We start from the raw sequence: 16,149 nt of genomic DNA, 5'->3' as shown, positions 1-16,149 counted from the left end.
TTACGCCTTCTGGATCGCTGTAATCAGAAATAACGGCACTTGGCCGAGACAGAACTCGAAGCGGACCGTCGTCACCCCAACATTCCCACGAACCGCTCGAACAGGTAGAAACTATCCTGCGGCCCCGGGCTCGCCTCCGGGTGATACTGCACCCCGAACGCCTTCTTCCCCCGAATGCTGATCCCGCAATTCGATCCGTCGAACAGGGAGACATGCGTCTCCTCCACGCCATCCGGCAGGGTGGCGCTGTCCACTGCGAAGCCGTGGTTCATGCTGGTGATCTCCACCACGCCATCCTCCAGCCGCTTGACCGGGTGGTTGGCGCCGCGGTGGCCCTGGTGCATCTTCACCGTCTGCGCGCCTGCCGCCAGACCCAGCAGCTGGTGCCCCAGGCAGATGCCGAAGATCGGCATGTCCAGCGCCAGCAATTCGCGGATCACCGGCACGGCATAGCCGCCGGTCGCCGCGGGGTCGCCCGGGCCGTTGCTCAGGAACACGCCGTCGGGGCGCATCGCCATGATTTCGCGCACCGGCGTTTCCGCCGGCACCACCGTCACCCGCGCGCCGGCGCGGGCCAGGTTGCGGAAGATGTTATCCTTGCTGCCATAATCGATTGCCACGACATGCGGACCGTCCTTGGGCGAGGTGCCGAAGCCCTTGCCCAGCTCCCACGGGCCGCCTTCCCAGCCATGGTGCTTCTCGCGCGAGACGCGCTTCGCCAGGTCCATGCCCTCCAGCCCGGGCCATTCCTGTGCCAGCTGCAGCAGTGCGGGGATGTCGAACTCGCCATGCGGCGAATGGGCCATCACCGCGTTGGGCGCGCCGGCCGTGCGGATGCGGCGGGTCAGCGCGCGGGTGTCGATGCCCGACAGGCCGATCTTCAGGTGCCCGGCCATCCATTCGTCGAATTCGCGGGTGGAGCGGAAGCTGGACTGGCGCGTCACCTCCTCGCGCACGATGCAGCCGACGGCGCTCTCGACCTCGGACTCGAAGTCCTCCTCGTTGGTGCCGACATTGCCGATATGCGGGAAGGTGAAGGTGACGATCTGCGCGGCATAGGAGGGATCGGTCATCACCTCCTGGTACCCGGTCATCGCCGTGTTGAAGCACACCTCGCCAACGGCATGGCCCACATGGCCGAACCCCTTGCCCCAGACCACCGTGCCGTCTGCCAGCACCAATGCCCCCGTTGCGCCTTTTGGCGGCACAGTCGAGGATGCGGAAAAAGCCATTCGGGGGCTCCCGTTTCGTTAAGATTGCCAGCGATGTTGCTAAGGGGCGGCGGCTAGACCTGCCCTCCCCATCCGTCAAGGGTGACCCCATTTGACGGATGGCCTGCGATCGCGGATGGGACGCGACAACAGGCCACCAACATCGAAGAAGAGATTGTTATGCTGAGGGACCAGATCAAGCAGGAAACCATCGCGGCGATGAAGGCGGGCGACAAGCCGCGAACGGCCGCCCTGCGCCTGATCGGCGCCAAGCTGAAGGACCGCGACATCGAACTGCGCACCGCCACGCAGCCGACCGCGGATGACGACGCGCTGGTGATCGACGTGCTGCAGAAGATGGCCAAGCAGCGCCGCGAATCGATCACCATGTTCCAGCAGGGCGGCCGCGACGAGCTGGCCGCGCAGGAACAGGGCGAGCTGGTGGTGATCGAGGAGTTCCTGCCCCGCCAGCTGGACGAGGCCGAGACCCGCGCAGCGATCGAGGGCATCAAGACGGAGCTGGGCGCCACCGGCATGAAGGACATGGGCCGCGTTATGGCGGAGCTGAAGGCGCGGCACGGCACGGTGCTCGATCTGGGCCGCACCAGCGGCTGGGTTAAGGACTCGCTCGCCTGATCGGGCGCTTCGGGGCATAGACTGCATCCATGGCCCTGACCCCGCAATGGCTGGACGAGTTGCGCGCCCGCATCACCCTGTCGACGGTGATCGGGCGCACGACCAAGCTCACCCGTGCAGGGCGTGAATGGAAGGCGTGCTGCCCGTTCCACAACGAAAAGAGCCCCTCCTTCACCGTCAGTGACGAGAAGGGGTTCTACCATTGCTTCGGCTGCGGCGCGCATGGCGATGCGATCCGCTGGATGACCGACCAGCGCGGCCTGTCCTTCATGGATGCCGTGCAGGAACTGGCAGCCGAGGCCAGTCTGGAAGTACCCCGCCCCGATCCGCGTGCGGCGCAAGCTGCGGAACAGCGCAGCGGACTGCATGAGGTGATGCAGGCGGCGCAGGACTGGTTCGTCGCCAACCTGCAAGGGCCCGGCGGCGCGCGAGCGCGCGAGTATCTGAAGGGCCGCGGCATCGACGGGCACACGATCGAGCGCTTCGGCTTCGGCTATGCCCCGCCTGATCGTAACGCCATGAAGGCCGCGCTTGGCCAGTTCGATGAGGCGATGCTGGTGGAAGCCGGCCTGCGGATCGAGGCGGAGCAGCGCGAGAATTACGACCGTTTCCGCGACCGGCTGATGCTGCCGATCCAGGATGCGCGCGGGCGCGTCATTGCGTTCGGCGGGCGTATTCTGGACGCGGAGAAGAAGGACGCGCCGAAGTACCTGAACTCGCCGGACACGCCATTGTTCGACAAGGGTCGCAATCTCTACAACCTGCACCGCGCCAGCGCCGCCTCCCGCCAGACCGGCTCCGTTCACGTATGCGAAGGCTACATGGATGTGATTGCGCTGGCGGCGGCAGGTATCGAGGATGCCGTGGCGCCGATGGGCACCGCCGTGACCGAGCAGCAGATCGAGCTGCTGTGGCGACTGGCGGACAAGCCGGTGCTGTGTTTCGATGGCGATGCCGCCGGGCAGCGCGCCGCGATCCGCGCCGCCACCCGCGCCCTGCCCCTGCTGCGCCCTGGCCATTCGCTGCAGTTCGCCACCCTGCCCGCCGGCCTCGACCCTGACGATCTGCTCCGCCGCGAAGGGCGCGCCGGGCTGGACCGGGTACTGGCGGCGGCCACCAGCCTGCTGGAGGTGGTGTGGCATCACGAACAGGCCGCGCTGCCGCTGACCGGGCCGGAGGACAAGGCAGGCCTGAAGGCGCGGCTGCTCGCGCATGTGGAGACGATCGCCCAGCCGGACATCGCTGCACTGTATCGCCGCGAATGGCTGGATCGGTTCTCCGCCCTTGCCTTTCCCAAACGGGAAAAGAGCGACTGGCAACCTCGCCAGCAGCAGCCTCGCGGTGGCGGCATTCGCTTTCAATTCGGCAAGCCTGCCTTGCAACCCCTGCTGCCGGGCACTGCAGAACGCCTGCGTCACGAGGTCGATGCACGGCAGGATCCGCTGACCAGCGCGGTGGTCGCCGGGCTGGCGCGTCATCCCGACCAGATCGGGCGCCACATGGAGGCGCTGCTGCGCGTGGCGGCCGCCCAGCCAGTGCTGAAGCCACTGGTCGATGCCCTGCTACACCTCGGCGAGATGTCGGGCGGGGGCGCGGAGGCGCCTGTCCTGCTTGACGCAGGCGGCGCAGGCCCCATATCCGGCGCTGGCACGATCCTGCCGCCGCCCGGCAACGCTCCGTTTTCCTTCCTTCAGGAAGGTACCGATCCGGTCAGCGCGCGTGAGGATCTGGCCGAGGCGGTGGCGCTGCTGGCTGAAAGGCCGGCGCTCGAAGCCGCAATCGCCGCGGTCACGGCCCGCTTCGACATCGACCCGGAAGGCGCGTTTGCCGAGCAGCAGAGGCTGCGCAAACGAAAGCTGGCATTCGATGTGCGACTCGGGCAGATGGCCAGGAAACGTGCCGTTGAAGCGGCCGACGAACAGGTGGACACCGGGCCCGGCGAACGGTCGCCCGGCGCACAGGAAACAGGTTAGAAGAGCAGATGGCGTCGGAAGACACGACCACCGCCCCGGCGGAAGATGCACCGCTGATCGACCTCAACGAGGCGTCGATCAAGAAGCTGATCGCGAAGGCCAAGCGCCGCGGCTACATCACTGTGGACGAGCTGAACGAGGCCCTGCCCGAAGACCAGATGTCCACCGACCAGATCGAGGACGTGATGTCCGCGATCAGCGAGATGGGCGTCAACATCGTCGAGAATGACGAAGACGCCGCCGAGGAAGACGAGGAAGGCGACCGCCGGTCCGAAGATGCCGCCGCGTCCGATGACGAGGAGGACGGCACGGAGCCCGACGAGGCTGCAAGCGCCAACGTCCCCGAGAAGAAGCGCAAGGAAACCACCGAACGCACCGATGATCCGGTGCGCATGTATCTGCGCGAGATGGGCGCGGTGGAGCTGCTCAGCCGCGAGGGCGAGATCGCCATCGCCAAGCGGATCGAAGCCGGTCGCGACATGATGATCATGGGCCTGTGCGAAAGCCCGATCACCTTCCACGCCATCATCCAGTGGTCCGAAGCGCTGAACAATGGCGAGATGCAGCTGCGCGAGATCCTGGATCTCGATGCCATGCTGTCCAAGGAACCGCCGGTCGAGCGCATGGAAGCCGAGGAAGACGGCGACGGCGAGATCAGCGAGGAAACTGCCGGCCCCTCTTTCAAGGAAGAGGAAGAGCCGGAAGAAGAGGCCAGCGCTGACGAGGACGAGGATGGTGAAGGCACCGGTCGCCGTCGTGAGGAAGAGGAAGAGGAGGACAACACCCTTTCCCTTGCCCAGATGGAAGCCGCGCTGAAGCCTGACGCGCTGGAACGCTTCGCCCGCATCACCGACCTGTTCAACGCGTTCGAGAAGCTGCAGGCCGAGCGTGTGGACGTGCTGGGTGCCGGCAACGATTACCCCGCCGCCAAGGAACGCCGCTACGAAGAACTGCGCGAGCAGCTGACCGCCGAAGTGGAATCGGTCCAGTTTCACGCGACCAAGATCGAATACCTGGTCGACAACCTGTATGCCTTCAACCGCCGGCTGACCACGCTGGGCGGGCAGATGCTGCGCTTGGCCGAACGGCACAAGGTAAAGCGTCTCGACTTCCTGAACGCCTATCTCGGCAACGAGCTGGACGATGTCTGGCTCGCCACCATGGTGAAGAAGGACAAGAAGTGGGCGGCCTTCGCCACGATCGAGGCAGATCCGGTCGAGCGCATCCGCGCCGAGATCGCCGACATCGCCGCGCAGACGGGCATGAGCCTGAACGAGTTCCGCCGCATCGTGAACATGGTGCAGAAGGGCGAGCGTGAGGCGCGCATCGCCAAGAAGGAGATGGTCGAGGCGAATCTGCGCCTCGTAATTTCCATCGCCAAGAAGTACACCAATCGCGGCCTGCAATTCCTGGATCTCATCCAGGAGGGCAACATCGGCCTGATGAAGGCGGTCGACAAGTTCGAGTATCGCCGCGGCTACAAGTTCAGCACCTACGCCACCTGGTGGATCCGGCAGGCGATCACCCGCTCCATCGCGGATCAGGCGCGGACCATCCGCATCCCGGTCCACATGATCGAGACGATCAACAAGCTGGTCCGCACCAGCCGCCAGTTCCTGCACGAGCAGGGCCGCGAACCGACCCCGGAAGAGATGGCCGAGCGCCTCTCCATGCCGCTGGAGAAGGTGCGCAAGGTGATGAAGATCGCCAAGGAGCCGATCTCCCTCGAAACGCCGATCGGTGACGAGGAGGACAGCCACCTGGGCGATTTCATCGAGGACAAGAACGCGATCATCCCGGTGGATGCCGCGATCCAGGCCAACCTGAAGGAAACGGTTACCCGCGTCCTCGCCAGCCTGACCCCGCGTGAGGAGCGCGTGCTGCGCATGCGTTTCGGCATCGGCATGAACACCGATCACACGCTGGAGGAGGTCGGACAGCAGTTCTCGGTCACCCGCGAACGTATTCGTCAGATCGAGGCCAAGGCGCTGAGGAAGCTCAAGCACCCGAGCCGCAGCCGCAAGATGCGCTCCTTCCTGGACCAGTAAACCGGCTATGCCCGGCTGTTGGCGAGCGATCGGATTGTCTGACCTGTGGTGACGCTCGATTTCCAGGCGCTGTTTTCTCGTTCGCCCAACCCCTATGTGGTGCTCGATCTCGATCTGACGATCGTGTGGGCGAACGACGCCTATCTGCGGGTGACTGCGCGCAGCCGGGACGAGATCCTGGGTTGCAAAATGTTCGAGGCGTTCCCCGCCGACCCCGCGTCCGAGGGTTTCCGCCTGCTCGAACGTTCGCTGCAGCGGGTGCTGGCGACTGGCGAGGCGGACGAGATCGCCATCATTCGCTACGACATCCGCCGTCCCGACCGCACAATGGAGACGCGGTACTGGAGCGCGACGCACACGCCCCTGCCCGATCAGGCTGGGGTTCTGCGGTACATCCTGCAGCATACGGTCGACGTGACCGAGCTGCACAATCTGCGCCGCGGCCGTGACGAGGCAGGGCTCATGCGCCGGGCCAATGCCGTGCAGGATCGCAACCGCGATCTGGCGGCCGAGAGCCGGCGGTTGCTGGACTTCTTCGCGCATGCTCCGGGCTTCGTCGCCTTACTGGATGGACCGGAGCATCGGTTCACCATGGCCAACAACGCCTACCGCGAACTGGTGGGTCGTAGTGACCTGATCGGGAAGCCGGTCAGCGAAGCCTTGCCCGAGGTCATGGACCAGGGCTTTGGGGACGTGCTCGATCAGGTGCGGCGGTCGGGCAAGCCGTTCTTCGGCCGGCGGATGCGTGTGCTTCTGCAGCGCAGCCCAGGCAAGTCTGCCGCCGCGCTATTCCTGAATTTCATCTTCCAGCCAGTACGCGACACGAACGAGCGCATCAGCGGCATCATAATCCAAGGCTACGATGTCACGGAAGAAGTCGAGTATGAGGAGCGGCAGGCGCTGCTGATCGGCGAACTCAACCACCGGGTGAAGAACACGCTGGCAGTCGTGCAGGGGCTGGCGGGTCAGTCGTTCCGCGCGGTGCCTGGCGCTGCTTCGGCACAGGCGATCTTCGAGGCGCGGCTGAAGGCGTTGGCAGCGGCCCATTCGCTGCTGACCGATGCCCATTGGGGCAGCACACTGGTTGCGGAGACGATCCGCCGATCGGCGGAGGCAACCGCAGGCGAGGCCATCACCCGCTTCACGCTGAATGGGCCGGACGTTGCCCTTGCTCCGCAGATGGCGGTTTCGCTCGCCATGATCGTGCACGAATTGTGCACCAATGCGCTGAAATATGGTGCCCTATCCAATGATGAAGGGCGGGTCGCCATCACCTGGTCCATCAGCGACGACGCAGACCGCGAGTTCAGCCTCACCTGGCAGGAACGCGAGGGGCCGTCCGTCACTCCGGCAATGGCGAACGGCTTCGGAACGCGGCTGATCCGCCGCGGGCTGTCGGCCGATGGCAGCGGCGAGGTGCAGATGGACTTCGCGCCGGCGGGACTCACTTGCATGATCGCGGCCAGGCTGGGCCATCCGGATGCCCCCGCGTTTGCAAACACCAGCCTGCACCCATGAAGCTCGCCGGCAACAAGGTGCTGCTGGTGGAGGACGAGCCGATTATCGGCTTTGCCCTGGAAGACATGATGATCGACGAAGGTGCCGATGCCGTGCTGGCCTGTTCGCTGGCCGAAGGGCTGCGGCTTGCCCGCCAGCATATCTTCGATGCGGCGATCCTCGATGTGAACCTGCATGGGCAGGAAAGCTATCCGCTGGCGCGCGAACTGCTGCGGGCAAGTGTCGCGGTGATCTTCGCCACCGGGTATGGCATGCAGGCGCGCCCTGACGATCTGGCCGACGTGCCGACGGTGACCAAGCCTTACAACATCAACGCGATCCTCGCAGCCTTTCCCTGACGGGCAACCCGACGCGCGACGCACCACCAGCCGCTGAGCCACCAGCACGCCGGCAGCCGCCCTCGCGAGAACAACGCCGGCTGCCGCTTTTTTGCGCCGGCTGCTGGCAAGCGGCCATGCGTTCCGCTAAGGGCGCCGGCATGAAGATCGCGCTCGCTTCCGACCATGCCGCTGTCGATCTGAAGGCCGACCTTGTGAGATGGCTGCGCGAACAGGGGCACGACGTGACGGATCTCGGCCCGCAAGGCGCCGGATCGGTCGATTATCCGGATTACGGATACCGTCTCGCGGCTGCCCTGGCGGATGGTTCGGCGGAATATGGCGTGGCGCTGTGCGGATCGGGCATCGGCATCGCCATCGCCATGAACCGCCACCCTGCCGTGCGCTGCGCCCAGGTAAGCGAGCCGCTGTCGGCCAGCTTCGCACGTTCGCACAATGATGCGAACGCAATCGCGCTGGGTGCGCGGCTGATCGGGCCCGAAATGGCCAAGGCCTGCGTCGCTGCCTTTCTCGGCACACAGTTCGAAGCCGGTCGCCACCAGCGCCGCGTAGACATGCTTTCCCATCCCTCGATCAGCCAGGAGCAGGCATGACCGCCACCACCCCTACCCTCGCCATGGATCGCCCGGCTGCCGGCGACGCGTTGCAGACCTTCTGGCACGACACGCTGGAAGATGCCGATCCCGCCGTTGCTGCGATCATCGGGCGCGAACTGGAGCGTCAGCGTGACCGGATCGAACTGATCGCCAGCGAGAACATCGCCAGCCCCGCAGTGCTGGAGGCGACCGGTTCGGTCTTCACCAACAAATATGCCGAAGGCTATCCCGGCAAGCGCTATTATGGCGGTTGCGAGCATGCCGACGAGGTGGAGCGGCTGGCGATCGAGCGGGTCACGCGGCTGTTCGGGTGCCGCTTCGCCAATGTGCAGCCCAATTCGGGCAGCCAGATGAACCAGGCCGTGTTCCTGGCGCTGCTCAATCCCGGCGACACCTTCATGGGCCTGGACCTCGCCAGTGGCGGGCACCTGACGCATGGCAGCCCCGTGAACATGAGCGGCAAGTGGTTCAACGCCGTGCCTTATGGCGTGCGGCGCGAGGATTGCCTGCTGGACATGGACCAGGTCCGCAGCCTGGCGCGCGAGCACAAGCCCAAGCTGATCATCGCGGGCGGCACCGCCTATCCCCGTCATTGGGATTTCGCCGAGTTCCGTGCGATTGCGGACGAGATCGGCGCCTGGCTGCTGGTGGACATGTCGCATTTCTCCGGCCTGGTGGCTGGCGGGGTGCACCCCTCGCCCTTCCCGCATGCCCATGTCGTCACCACCACCACGCACAAGTCGCTGCGTGGCCCGCGTTCCGGCGTCATCCTCACCGATGACGAGGACCTGCTGAAGAAGTTCAACATGGCGGTGTTCCCCGGCATGCAGGGCGGGCCGCTGATGCATGTCATCGCCGGCAAGGCGGTCGCCTTCGGCGAGGCGCTGCGCCCCGAGTTCCGCACCTATGCCGCCAATGTTGTCGCCAATGCCCGCGCGCTTGCCGCTTCGTTGCAGGAACATGGCCTGCCCTGCGTGTCCGGCGGCACGGACAACCATCTGGTGCTGGTCGACCTGACGCAGGCCGATGTCACCGGCAAGGCGGCGGAGCGTGCGCTGGATCGCGCCTTCCTGACGTGCAACAAGAATGCGGTGCCGTTCGACGCGCGCTCGCCCTTCGTCACCTCCGGCATCCGCCTGGGCACGCCGGCGGCCACGACTCGCGGCTTCGGCACGGAACAGTTCGCGCAGGTCGGCCGTATGATCGCCGACGTGGTCGCCGGCCTCTCGCGCAATGGCGAAGAAGGCGATGCGCAGGTGGAGGAAGCCGTGCGGCGGCAGGCCACCGAATTGTGCCAGGCGTTCCCTGTCTATCCCGGGAGATAAGATGATGCAGTACGACAATGATCCGAAGCCGTCCGGCAGCCTGATCGATGAGGCCACGGTCGAGATCAAGGGCATGGCGAAGGGCGGCATGAAGCACCCGTCCACCAAGCCGGTGCTGACCGGTGCGGCCGTCGGTGCCGTTGCCGGTGCCGTGCTGCCGATCGTGACGCTGCCCGTCGGCCTGCTCGCCGGTGCCGGCTACATGCTCTACAAGCGGCTTCGCCCCTGATCGATGCGGTGCCCGTTCTGTGCGCATGACAACAGCCAGGTAAAGGATTCGCGCCCCTCCGAAGACAACACAGCCATTCGCCGCCGGCGGCAGTGCGAAGGGTGTGGGGCGCGTTTCACCACCTTTGAACGGGTGCAGTTGCGCGAGGTGATGGTGGTCAAGGCCAGCGGTCGGCGTGAGCCGTTCGATCGTGCCAAGATCGAGCAATCCGTCGCCCTCGCCTGCCGCAAGCGGTCCGTCCCGCAGGAGCGGATCGAGCAGTTCGTGTCCGGCATCCAACGGCAGCTGGAGATCTCGGGCGAGGCCGAGGTTCCGTCCGCCCGGATTGGCGAGCTGGTGATGGAGAATCTGCGCGAACTTGATGCGGTCGCCTGCATCCGCTTCGCTTCCGTGTATCGCGACTTCAACGAGGCACGGGATTTCGAGGATTTCGCCGGCACCGTGCGCGACGTGGGTGCGCGCTGAAGCGATGAGAACCGTCGGCACCCCGCCCGTCATCGTGCTGGTGCGCCCGCAACTGGGCGAGAATATCGGCAAGGCTGCCCGCGCCATGCTCAATTTCGGCCTCGCTGAAATGCGGCTGGTGGAGCCGCGTGACGGCTGGCCCAACCCCGCTGCCGGCCCCGCCGCCGCCGGGGCGGACCGAGTGCTGCAAGGCGCGCAGGTCTATGCCAGCACGGCCGAGGCCGTGGCCGACTGCGCGCATGTCTATGCCACCACCGTGCGCAAGCGCGAGGTGACCAAGCCGGTGGTTACGCCGGAGGAAGCGGGCCTGGCAATTGCCCAGGCGAATGGTCGCAGCGCGATCCTGTTCGGCCCGGAACGTTCGGGGCTGGAGACGGATGATGTCGCGCTCGCCCGCGCCATCCTGACCGTGCCGATCAATCCCGAGTTCGCTTCGCTCAACCTGGCACAGGCGGTGATCCTGGTGGCGTACGAATGGTCACGCACGCAAAGGCTGGCCGTGCCCACCGCAGAGGAACTGCTGCCCCCCGCTCCGCAGGAGGAACTGGAGGGCATGCTGGCGCAACTGGAGGCCATGCTGGAGACGCGCGGCTATTACCAGCCGGACAGCCGCAACGTGGCCACGCATCGGACGCTGCGCAGCATCCTGACCAAGCCGGGCTGGAACCATCTGGAGGTTCGCACCCTGCGTGGTGTCCTCTCAACCTTGCGGCGGCAACCACGCGACTAGGCGCCCCGGCGTTCCCGTCATGCTCCGGGCGGCGGGCAGCGTAGTCTGCGGGCCGAAGGAGTGGTGCCATGCGTTCCTTGCCGATCATCGCTCTGGCCCTGACCTCTGCCGGTCCCGCCCTCGCAACCGAAAGCCCCCTCGACCCTGATCCACGGCGTTGCGCGCGGGTCCTGCCGATGCTGACGGCTGACGGCTGACGATGGGGTGGCTGAACAGCCAGATGTCGGCAGTCCGGACGAGCCGCTGCTCTACAAGGCAGTGGAGCACCGCATTGCCGGCTGTCCGGTGCTGGTCATGCACTGGACCGGCGAACTCAGGAGAGTGCCGGAGGTCAATCAGCGCCGCAACCTGTTCGTACCGGCGCGCTGATCGGGCTCAACCGAACGGATCGTCGATGGATGGGGCTGGAGTGCTGAACCAGCGTGGCCCGGATTCCTCCATCCAAAAACAGTCTTCCAGCCGGATACCGAACTGCTCGGGGATGTAGATTCCCGGTTCGTTGGAAAAGCACATGCCTGGTGCCAGCCGGGTCTGTTCGCCGCGGACAAGGTGAACGGGTTCGTGCCCGTCCAGGCCGATGCCGTGCCCGGTGCGATGCGAGGTGCCCGGCAGGCGGTAGCCCGGGCCGTAGCCCAGGCCTTCGTAGAAGGTACGAACAGCCTCGTCCACGCTGCCGGCGGTTGCGCCCGGCTGGGCTGCGGCAAAGGCCACATCCTGTCCTTGCCGCATCTGCTGCCATACCTGGCGCTGCCGCGCGTCAGCCTCGCCAAAGACAAAGGAGCGCGATATATCTGACTGATATCCCTCCACATTGCATCCGCAATCCAGCAGGATGACCTCGCCGTCGCGCACCTCCTGCCGCTTGCCCGATCCGTGTGGATAGGCGCTCGCTTCACCTAGCAGCACCAGCGCGAATTCGGGTGCGCCGCCCATCGCCTTGGTCGCCCCGTTGATAAGCGCCCCGATGTCCGAAGGCGCCATGCCGCGTTCGATGCGCGGTGCGGCATGGCGGTAGGCGGCCATGGTTATGTCGGTCGCGCGCTGCATCAGCGCCAGTTCGGCATCGCTCTTGATCATGCGGCAACTACGCACGACCGGATTGCCGCTGACCAGTGTGGCCGCAGGCAGGGCGGCGGCCAGCCCGTCCACCGCGAAATGGCGGACGGTCTCCTCGATGCCGATCCGGCCCTGCCCCAGGCCACGTGCAGAGAGCCACTTGCCGAGCTTCGCGGTCGGATCCTCGTCCTCGTCCCAGGTCAGCAGTTCAGCTGGCAGCGCTAGTGTCTCGCGCACGCTGGGTTCTTCGAAAAACGGCGTGATGATGGCAAGCTCACCGTCCCGCGTCAGCACCGCGGCGGTCAGCCGTTCGCTGCGCCACCATTGCACGCCGGTGAAGTAGCGCAGGCTGGTGCCCGCCTCCACCAGCACCGCCGCCATGTCATGCTGGCGCATCAGTTCGCCGGCCCGCGCCACCCGCGCCTGCCGCTCCGCCACGGTGATCGGCACAGCGCCGGCTGCAAGGTCAGGCAGGACATCCTGCGCCAGTGCCAAGGCCGGCACAAAGGACGCAGCGATACCGGCAGCACTACCGGCCAGGAAATTGCGCCGGCGCATCAGGCTGCCCCATACAACAGCAGAGGTCGGCATTCTTCACGCCACGCAGCCTCGTCCGCGCCCGCCAGTGCCTCAAGATCGCCGGCCTCTGCCGCCGGATCATCGACCCAGTCACGCAAAGCCGGTCCGCCATTGATCACGTCGATGGCGAGGCGGTCGAATTCATATTCATAAGGGAAGTCGCGCCACAATTCGTAGTCAGGATGGAGTGAGCGGATTGCCTTGAACGCCAGTGCCTGCAGGCGCCAGGGACGGAAGGGCTGATGATCGTAGAACATGCCTTCTGCGTGAATAAACAGACCGTTGCACAACAGACCTGCATGCTTGTGGAAGGTCGGAGTGAACCAGCACTCGCGCAGGGCACAGCCCCGCAACCAGTCCGGTGCGAGCCGCTGCATCTCCGTCAGCACCGCCCTGGCATCCACATCGGGAGCGCCGAACAACACCTCCAGCGCGCGGGTGGTGCCGCGGCCTTCGCTCAGGGTGGCGCCTTCCAGCATGACCGTGCCGGCATAGGCGCGGGCCATGTTCAGCGTGGCGGCATTGGGGCTCGGATTGATCCACACCCGATCCTCCGGCCAGCCGAAGCCGGGAGCATCGCCAGGGCGCCAGCCCTCCATTTCAACCACTTGGTAGTCCACGCTCAGATCGTATCGAGCAACGAACCAGCGGCCCATCTCGCCCATGGTCAGCCCGTGGCGCATCGGCATCGGGCCTGCCCCCACGAAGCTCTCATGGCCCGGCACCAGCAGCGTGCCTTCGACCGGGCGCCCCGCGGGATTGGGTCGATCCAGCACCCACACGCTTTTCCCCGCCTCTGCCGCCGCTTCGAGCAGATAAAGCAGCGTGGTGCAGAAGGTGTAGATGCGGCAGCCCAGATCCTGCAGGTCGAACAGGAACACATCCGCCGTGTCCATCATCGCCGGCGTGGGGCGACGCACCTCGCCATACAGGCTGAACAGCGGGATGCCGTAGGTCGCATCGACCTCGTCCGCAGTCTCCACCATGTTGTCCTGCTTGTCGCCCTTGATCCCGTGTTGCGGACCAAAGGCGGCAGTGATGTTGACCCCCGCCGCGATCAGCGCGTCCAGCGAGTGGGTCAGGTCCGCCGTCACGGAGGCCGGATGCGCCACCAGCGCGACGCGCCGGCCGCTCAGCTGCCGGAGCAGCGCGGGGTCCGCCAGCAGGCGGTCTATGCCGAAATTCATGGCGCAGTGGGTGCCGCAAGCGATGCGGTGAAGCAAGCCGGGTCGTGGAAGTCGGGCGCCGTGCCGCCATGCGCGAGCGCCCACCAGGATTTGACGCCGCCCGTCTCCTCGATCACCGCCGTCAGCCCGGCGGCACATTCACCCGCCGGCAGTGCCGCCATAGGCAGCGCCACGTCGAAGATCGCGCGATCACCACCGCGCCGCAGGGTGCAAACCGGAGCACGGTGTAACACCCGCTCCGCCAATCCTTCCCGCCGGGCGGTAAAATCGTAGGCAGCCCATCGGTCGGACGGGCTGAAGTTGAACTCCGTGTACGCCTCGCCCCCGACCGGCTGCACGAACAGCTCAAAACAGGTGGTGCGCCACAGGCCGTCCGCCCGCCCGTTGCCAGCAAAGGGCGGCACGAGCAGGCCGTTCGCGCCCTCCACCCTCCAGCGCAGGCGCAGCCAACCATCGACGGGCGCCAGCACGCTGGCCGATACTCCGCGCACCGTGGATGGCGGCGCTGCCGGGTGTGGCTGGAGTTCCCAACTTTGCATGATTCTCCTCGCGTGCTACCGGCGCCGCACCATGAGCCAGTACCAGTCCGACCTCCTCCGCCTGCTCGACCAGCGCGGCTACATCCACCAGCTGACCGATGCGGCCGGCCTCGACGCGCTTGCTGCCCGAGAGATTGTGCCCGGCTATATCGGCTTCGATCCCACTGCACCATCGCTGCATGTGGGCGGGCTGGTGCAGATCATGCTGCTCCGCCGGCTGCAGCAAGCCGGGCACAAGCCGCTGGTGCTGATGGGTGGCGGCACGGGCAAAATCGGCGATCCCAGCTTCAAGGACGACGCGCGCAAGCTGCTGACGGCCGAGACGATCAGCGCCAATGTCGCCTCCATCAAGCGGGTGTTCGAACGCTTCCTGACCTTCGGTGACGGGCCGAGCGATGCGGTGATGCTGGACAATGCCGAATGGCTGGACCGGCTGGAATACATCCCCTTCCTGCGGGAGGTGGGGCAGCATTTCTCCGTCAATCGCATGCTCAGCTTCGATTCCGTGAAGCAGCGGCTGGACCGCGAACAGTCGCTGTCCTTTCTCGAATTCAACTACATGATCCTGCAGGCCTACGACTTCCGCGAGCTGGCGCAGCGCCATGGCTGTCGGCTGCAGATGGGCGGCAGCGACCAGTGGGGCAACATCGTCAACGGGATCGAGCTGAGCCGGCGCATGGGTGGCGTGGAGGTGTTCGGCGCGACCACCCCGCTGCTGACCACCGCTGATGGCAGCAAGATGGGCAAGACCGTCGCCGGCGCCGTGTGGCTGAACGAGGACATGCTGCCGGCTTACGATTTCTGGCAGTATTGGCGGAACACGGACGACCGCGATGTCGGCCGCTTTATGCGCCTGTTCACCGACCTGCCGCTGGACGAGATCGCCCGGCTGGAGGCGCTGCAGGGCGCGGAGATCAACGAGGCGAAGATCGTGCTCGCCAACGAGGTGACGGCGCTGGTCCGCGGACCGGAGGCTGCGACGGCCGCGGCGCAGACGGCGGCGCAGACCTTTGCCGGCGGAGCGCTGGGCGGCGACCTGCCGGTGTTGGCTGTACCGGCCGAGGGCATCCGCCTCGCTGCGGCCTGCGCCGCCATCGGCTTCGCGGCCAGTGGCGGAGAGGCCAAGCGCAAGATCGCGGAAGGCGCGGTGCGGCTGGACGATGTCACCATGACCGATGCGGCGGAGCTGATCGTGCTCGCCCCCGGCCAAGACCGCAAGCTGAGCATGGGACGCAAGCGGCACGGCATCCTGCGCGCATCGTAGGTTGCGCATCGTTAGTCACCCGGAGGCGCCACTTAACGCTTTCCACAAGGATTGCGGGGCATGGCAGGGGTCCAACGTTCGGGACACCTGATCCATGCCTGGGGGCAGCGCACAATTGTCGGTGACCGAACAGCGCATGGCCATGCGCCACCGGGTGGATTGCGCGGTACGGGCCGAACATCTCAATCGTGGCCGCGAGATCGAACTGCGGCTGCGCAATTTCTCGGCCAACGGCGTGCTGATCGATCCCGCGCCTGATCTGCAGCGGGGCGACCGGGTGATCCTGCGCCTGCCTGCGCTAGGCCGGATCGAGGCCTACTGCATCTGGACCTTCGAGACACGCGCAGGCTGCCAGTTCGAACGGGTGCTGCGTCCGGTTGAGTTCGACGGGGTCCTGGCCGCCATCAAGCCGGCCACCATCCCGCACTGACCAGCAAATCGGGCTTTCATCGGCC

Annotated in this window: 17 protein-coding genes; 13 read left to right on the top strand and 4 right to left on the bottom strand. The window is 66.1% G+C overall.

What is annotated here, in order from left to right:
• Positions 1 to 71: 71 nt before the first annotated feature.
• On the bottom strand, positions 72 to 1,232 hold the full coding sequence (gene carA / locus D5S08_RS12865) for a glutamine-hydrolyzing carbamoyl-phosphate synthase small subunit (protein WP_121119190.1): 1,161 nt from the start codon (positions 1,230 to 1,232) through the stop codon (positions 72 to 74).
• Between the two features lie 159 nt (positions 1,233 to 1,391).
• On the opposite strand from carA, the gene D5S08_RS12860 reads away from it, so the two are divergent.
• From D5S08_RS12860 to D5S08_RS16720, 11 genes are all read left to right on the top strand, one after another.
• Positions 1,392 to 1,847 carry a GatB/YqeY domain-containing protein gene (locus tag D5S08_RS12860; RefSeq protein ID WP_121119188.1) on the top strand — a complete coding sequence of 152 codons (456 nt, stop codon included), beginning with the start codon at positions 1,392 to 1,394 and terminating at the stop codon, positions 1,845 to 1,847.
• Positions 1,848 to 1,876: 29 nt separating this feature from the next.
• Complete coding sequence (gene dnaG, locus D5S08_RS12855) at positions 1,877 to 3,820, top strand: DNA primase (protein WP_121119186.1); 1,944 nt, start codon at positions 1,877 to 1,879, stop codon at positions 3,818 to 3,820.
• Between the two features lie 8 nt (positions 3,821 to 3,828).
• Positions 3,829 to 5,868: an RNA polymerase sigma factor RpoD gene (gene rpoD, locus D5S08_RS12850; protein ID WP_121119184.1), complete on the top strand. Its 2,040-nt coding sequence runs from the start codon at positions 3,829 to 3,831 to the stop codon at positions 5,866 to 5,868.
• Between the two features lie 48 nt (positions 5,869 to 5,916).
• Positions 5,917 to 7,386, top strand: a complete 1,470-nt coding sequence (locus D5S08_RS12845) for a sensor histidine kinase (protein ID WP_121119448.1) — start codon at positions 5,917 to 5,919, stop codon at positions 7,384 to 7,386.
• Positions 7,383 to 7,724: a response regulator gene (locus D5S08_RS12840; RefSeq protein WP_121119182.1), complete on the top strand. Its 342-nt coding sequence runs from the start codon at positions 7,383 to 7,385 to the stop codon at positions 7,722 to 7,724. Before D5S08_RS12845 ends, D5S08_RS12840 begins: the two co-directional genes overlap by 4 nt.
• A 140-nt stretch (positions 7,725 to 7,864) precedes the next feature.
• Positions 7,865 to 8,317 carry a ribose 5-phosphate isomerase B gene (gene rpiB, locus D5S08_RS12835; RefSeq protein ID WP_121119180.1) on the top strand — a complete coding sequence of 151 codons (453 nt, stop codon included), beginning with the start codon at positions 7,865 to 7,867 and terminating at the stop codon, positions 8,315 to 8,317.
• Positions 8,314 to 9,645: a serine hydroxymethyltransferase gene (gene glyA, locus D5S08_RS12830; RefSeq protein ID WP_121119178.1), complete on the top strand. Its 1,332-nt coding sequence runs from the start codon at positions 8,314 to 8,316 to the stop codon at positions 9,643 to 9,645. Before rpiB ends, glyA begins: the two co-directional genes overlap by 4 nt.
• A 1-nt stretch (position 9,646) precedes the next feature.
• On the top strand, positions 9,647 to 9,874 hold the full coding sequence (locus D5S08_RS12825; RefSeq protein WP_421757465.1) for a hypothetical protein: 228 nt from the start codon (positions 9,647 to 9,649) through the stop codon (positions 9,872 to 9,874).
• A 3-nt stretch (positions 9,875 to 9,877) separates the two neighbouring features.
• Complete coding sequence (nrdR, locus tag D5S08_RS12820; protein ID WP_121119176.1) at positions 9,878 to 10,339, top strand: transcriptional regulator NrdR; 462 nt, start codon at positions 9,878 to 9,880, stop codon at positions 10,337 to 10,339.
• Between the two features lie 4 nt (positions 10,340 to 10,343).
• The gene (locus D5S08_RS12815; RefSeq protein WP_121119444.1) at positions 10,344 to 11,069 is read left to right on the top strand and encodes an RNA methyltransferase; all 726 of its coding nucleotides are present in this window, start codon (positions 10,344 to 10,346) and stop codon (positions 11,067 to 11,069) included.
• Positions 11,070 to 11,273: 204 nt separating this feature from the next.
• Complete coding sequence (locus D5S08_RS16720; RefSeq protein ID WP_155522975.1) at positions 11,274 to 11,438, top strand: hypothetical protein; 165 nt, start codon at positions 11,274 to 11,276, stop codon at positions 11,436 to 11,438.
• A gap of 6 nt (positions 11,439 to 11,444) precedes the next feature.
• Here the strand turns inward: D5S08_RS16720 and D5S08_RS12810 are convergent, their stop codons facing one another.
• The 3 genes from D5S08_RS12810 to D5S08_RS12800 are packed head-to-tail and all read right to left on the bottom strand — an operon-like array spanning position 11,445 to position 14,430.
• Positions 11,445 to 12,683 carry a M24 family metallopeptidase gene (locus D5S08_RS12810; RefSeq protein ID WP_121119174.1) on the bottom strand — a complete coding sequence of 413 codons (1,239 nt, stop codon included), beginning with the start codon at positions 12,681 to 12,683 and terminating at the stop codon, positions 11,445 to 11,447.
• Positions 12,683 to 13,891 (bottom strand): exo-beta-N-acetylmuramidase NamZ family protein, encoded by a 1,209-nt coding sequence (locus tag D5S08_RS12805; RefSeq protein ID WP_121119172.1) that lies wholly within the window; start codon positions 13,889 to 13,891, stop codon positions 12,683 to 12,685. Before D5S08_RS12805 ends, D5S08_RS12810 begins: the two co-directional genes overlap by 1 nt.
• Positions 13,888 to 14,430, bottom strand: a complete 543-nt coding sequence (locus D5S08_RS12800) for a DOMON-like domain-containing protein (RefSeq protein WP_121119170.1) — start codon at positions 14,428 to 14,430, stop codon at positions 13,888 to 13,890. Before D5S08_RS12800 ends, D5S08_RS12805 begins: the two co-directional genes overlap by 4 nt.
• A gap of 31 nt (positions 14,431 to 14,461) precedes the next feature.
• Here D5S08_RS12800 and tyrS point away from each other — a divergent pair, with 31 nt between their 5' ends.
• A complete protein-coding gene (gene tyrS, locus D5S08_RS12795) occupies positions 14,462 to 15,694 on the top strand; it encodes a tyrosine--tRNA ligase (protein ID WP_121119168.1) in 1,233 nt (410 codons plus the stop codon).
• Positions 15,695 to 15,788: 94 nt separating this feature from the next.
• The gene (locus D5S08_RS12790) at positions 15,789 to 16,124 is read left to right on the top strand and encodes a PilZ domain-containing protein (protein ID WP_121119166.1); all 336 of its coding nucleotides are present in this window, start codon (positions 15,789 to 15,791) and stop codon (positions 16,122 to 16,124) included.
• Positions 16,125 to 16,149 lie beyond the last annotated feature (25 nt).

It is taken from the genome of Croceibacterium ferulae (assembly GCF_003660445.1).
Classification (GTDB): Bacteria; Pseudomonadota; Alphaproteobacteria; order Sphingomonadales; family Sphingomonadaceae; genus Croceibacterium; species Croceibacterium ferulae.
The sequence above is the reverse complement of the archived record's forward strand: the minus strand, read 5'-3'. Positions and strand labels throughout refer to the sequence as shown.

Excerpts from the sequence above, each read along its gene's own strand:
- carA (WP_121119190.1), bottom strand. The coding sequence starts at position 1,232 with ATGGCTTTTTCCGCATCCTCGACTGTGCCGCCAAAAGGCGCAACGGGG.
- D5S08_RS12860 (WP_121119188.1), top strand. The coding sequence starts at position 1,392 with ATGCTGAGGGACCAGATCAAGCAGGAAACCATCGCGGCGATGAAGGCG.
- dnaG (WP_121119186.1), top strand. The coding sequence starts at position 1,877 with ATGGCCCTGACCCCGCAATGGCTGGACGAGTTGCGCGCCCGCATCACC.
- rpoD (WP_121119184.1), top strand. The coding sequence starts at position 3,829 with ATGGCGTCGGAAGACACGACCACCGCCCCGGCGGAAGATGCACCGCTG.
- D5S08_RS12840 (WP_121119182.1), top strand. The coding sequence starts at position 7,383 with ATGAAGCTCGCCGGCAACAAGGTGCTGCTGGTGGAGGACGAGCCGATT.
- rpiB (WP_121119180.1), top strand. The coding sequence starts at position 7,865 with ATGAAGATCGCGCTCGCTTCCGACCATGCCGCTGTCGATCTGAAGGCC.
- glyA (WP_121119178.1), top strand. The coding sequence starts at position 8,314 with ATGACCGCCACCACCCCTACCCTCGCCATGGATCGCCCGGCTGCCGGC.
- D5S08_RS12825 (WP_421757465.1), top strand. The coding sequence starts at position 9,647 with ATGATGCAGTACGACAATGATCCGAAGCCGTCCGGCAGCCTGATCGAT.
- nrdR (WP_121119176.1), top strand. The coding sequence starts at position 9,878 with ATGCGGTGCCCGTTCTGTGCGCATGACAACAGCCAGGTAAAGGATTCG.
- D5S08_RS12815 (WP_121119444.1), top strand. The coding sequence starts at position 10,344 with ATGAGAACCGTCGGCACCCCGCCCGTCATCGTGCTGGTGCGCCCGCAA.
- D5S08_RS12810 (WP_121119174.1), bottom strand. The coding sequence starts at position 12,683 with ATGCGCCGGCGCAATTTCCTGGCCGGTAGTGCTGCCGGTATCGCTGCG.
- D5S08_RS12805 (WP_121119172.1), bottom strand. The coding sequence starts at position 13,891 with ATGAATTTCGGCATAGACCGCCTGCTGGCGGACCCCGCGCTGCTCCGG.
- D5S08_RS12800 (WP_121119170.1), bottom strand. The coding sequence starts at position 14,430 with ATGCAAAGTTGGGAACTCCAGCCACACCCGGCAGCGCCGCCATCCACG.
- tyrS (WP_121119168.1), top strand. The coding sequence starts at position 14,462 with ATGAGCCAGTACCAGTCCGACCTCCTCCGCCTGCTCGACCAGCGCGGC.
- D5S08_RS12790 (WP_121119166.1), top strand. The coding sequence starts at position 15,789 with ATGCCTGGGGGCAGCGCACAATTGTCGGTGACCGAACAGCGCATGGCC.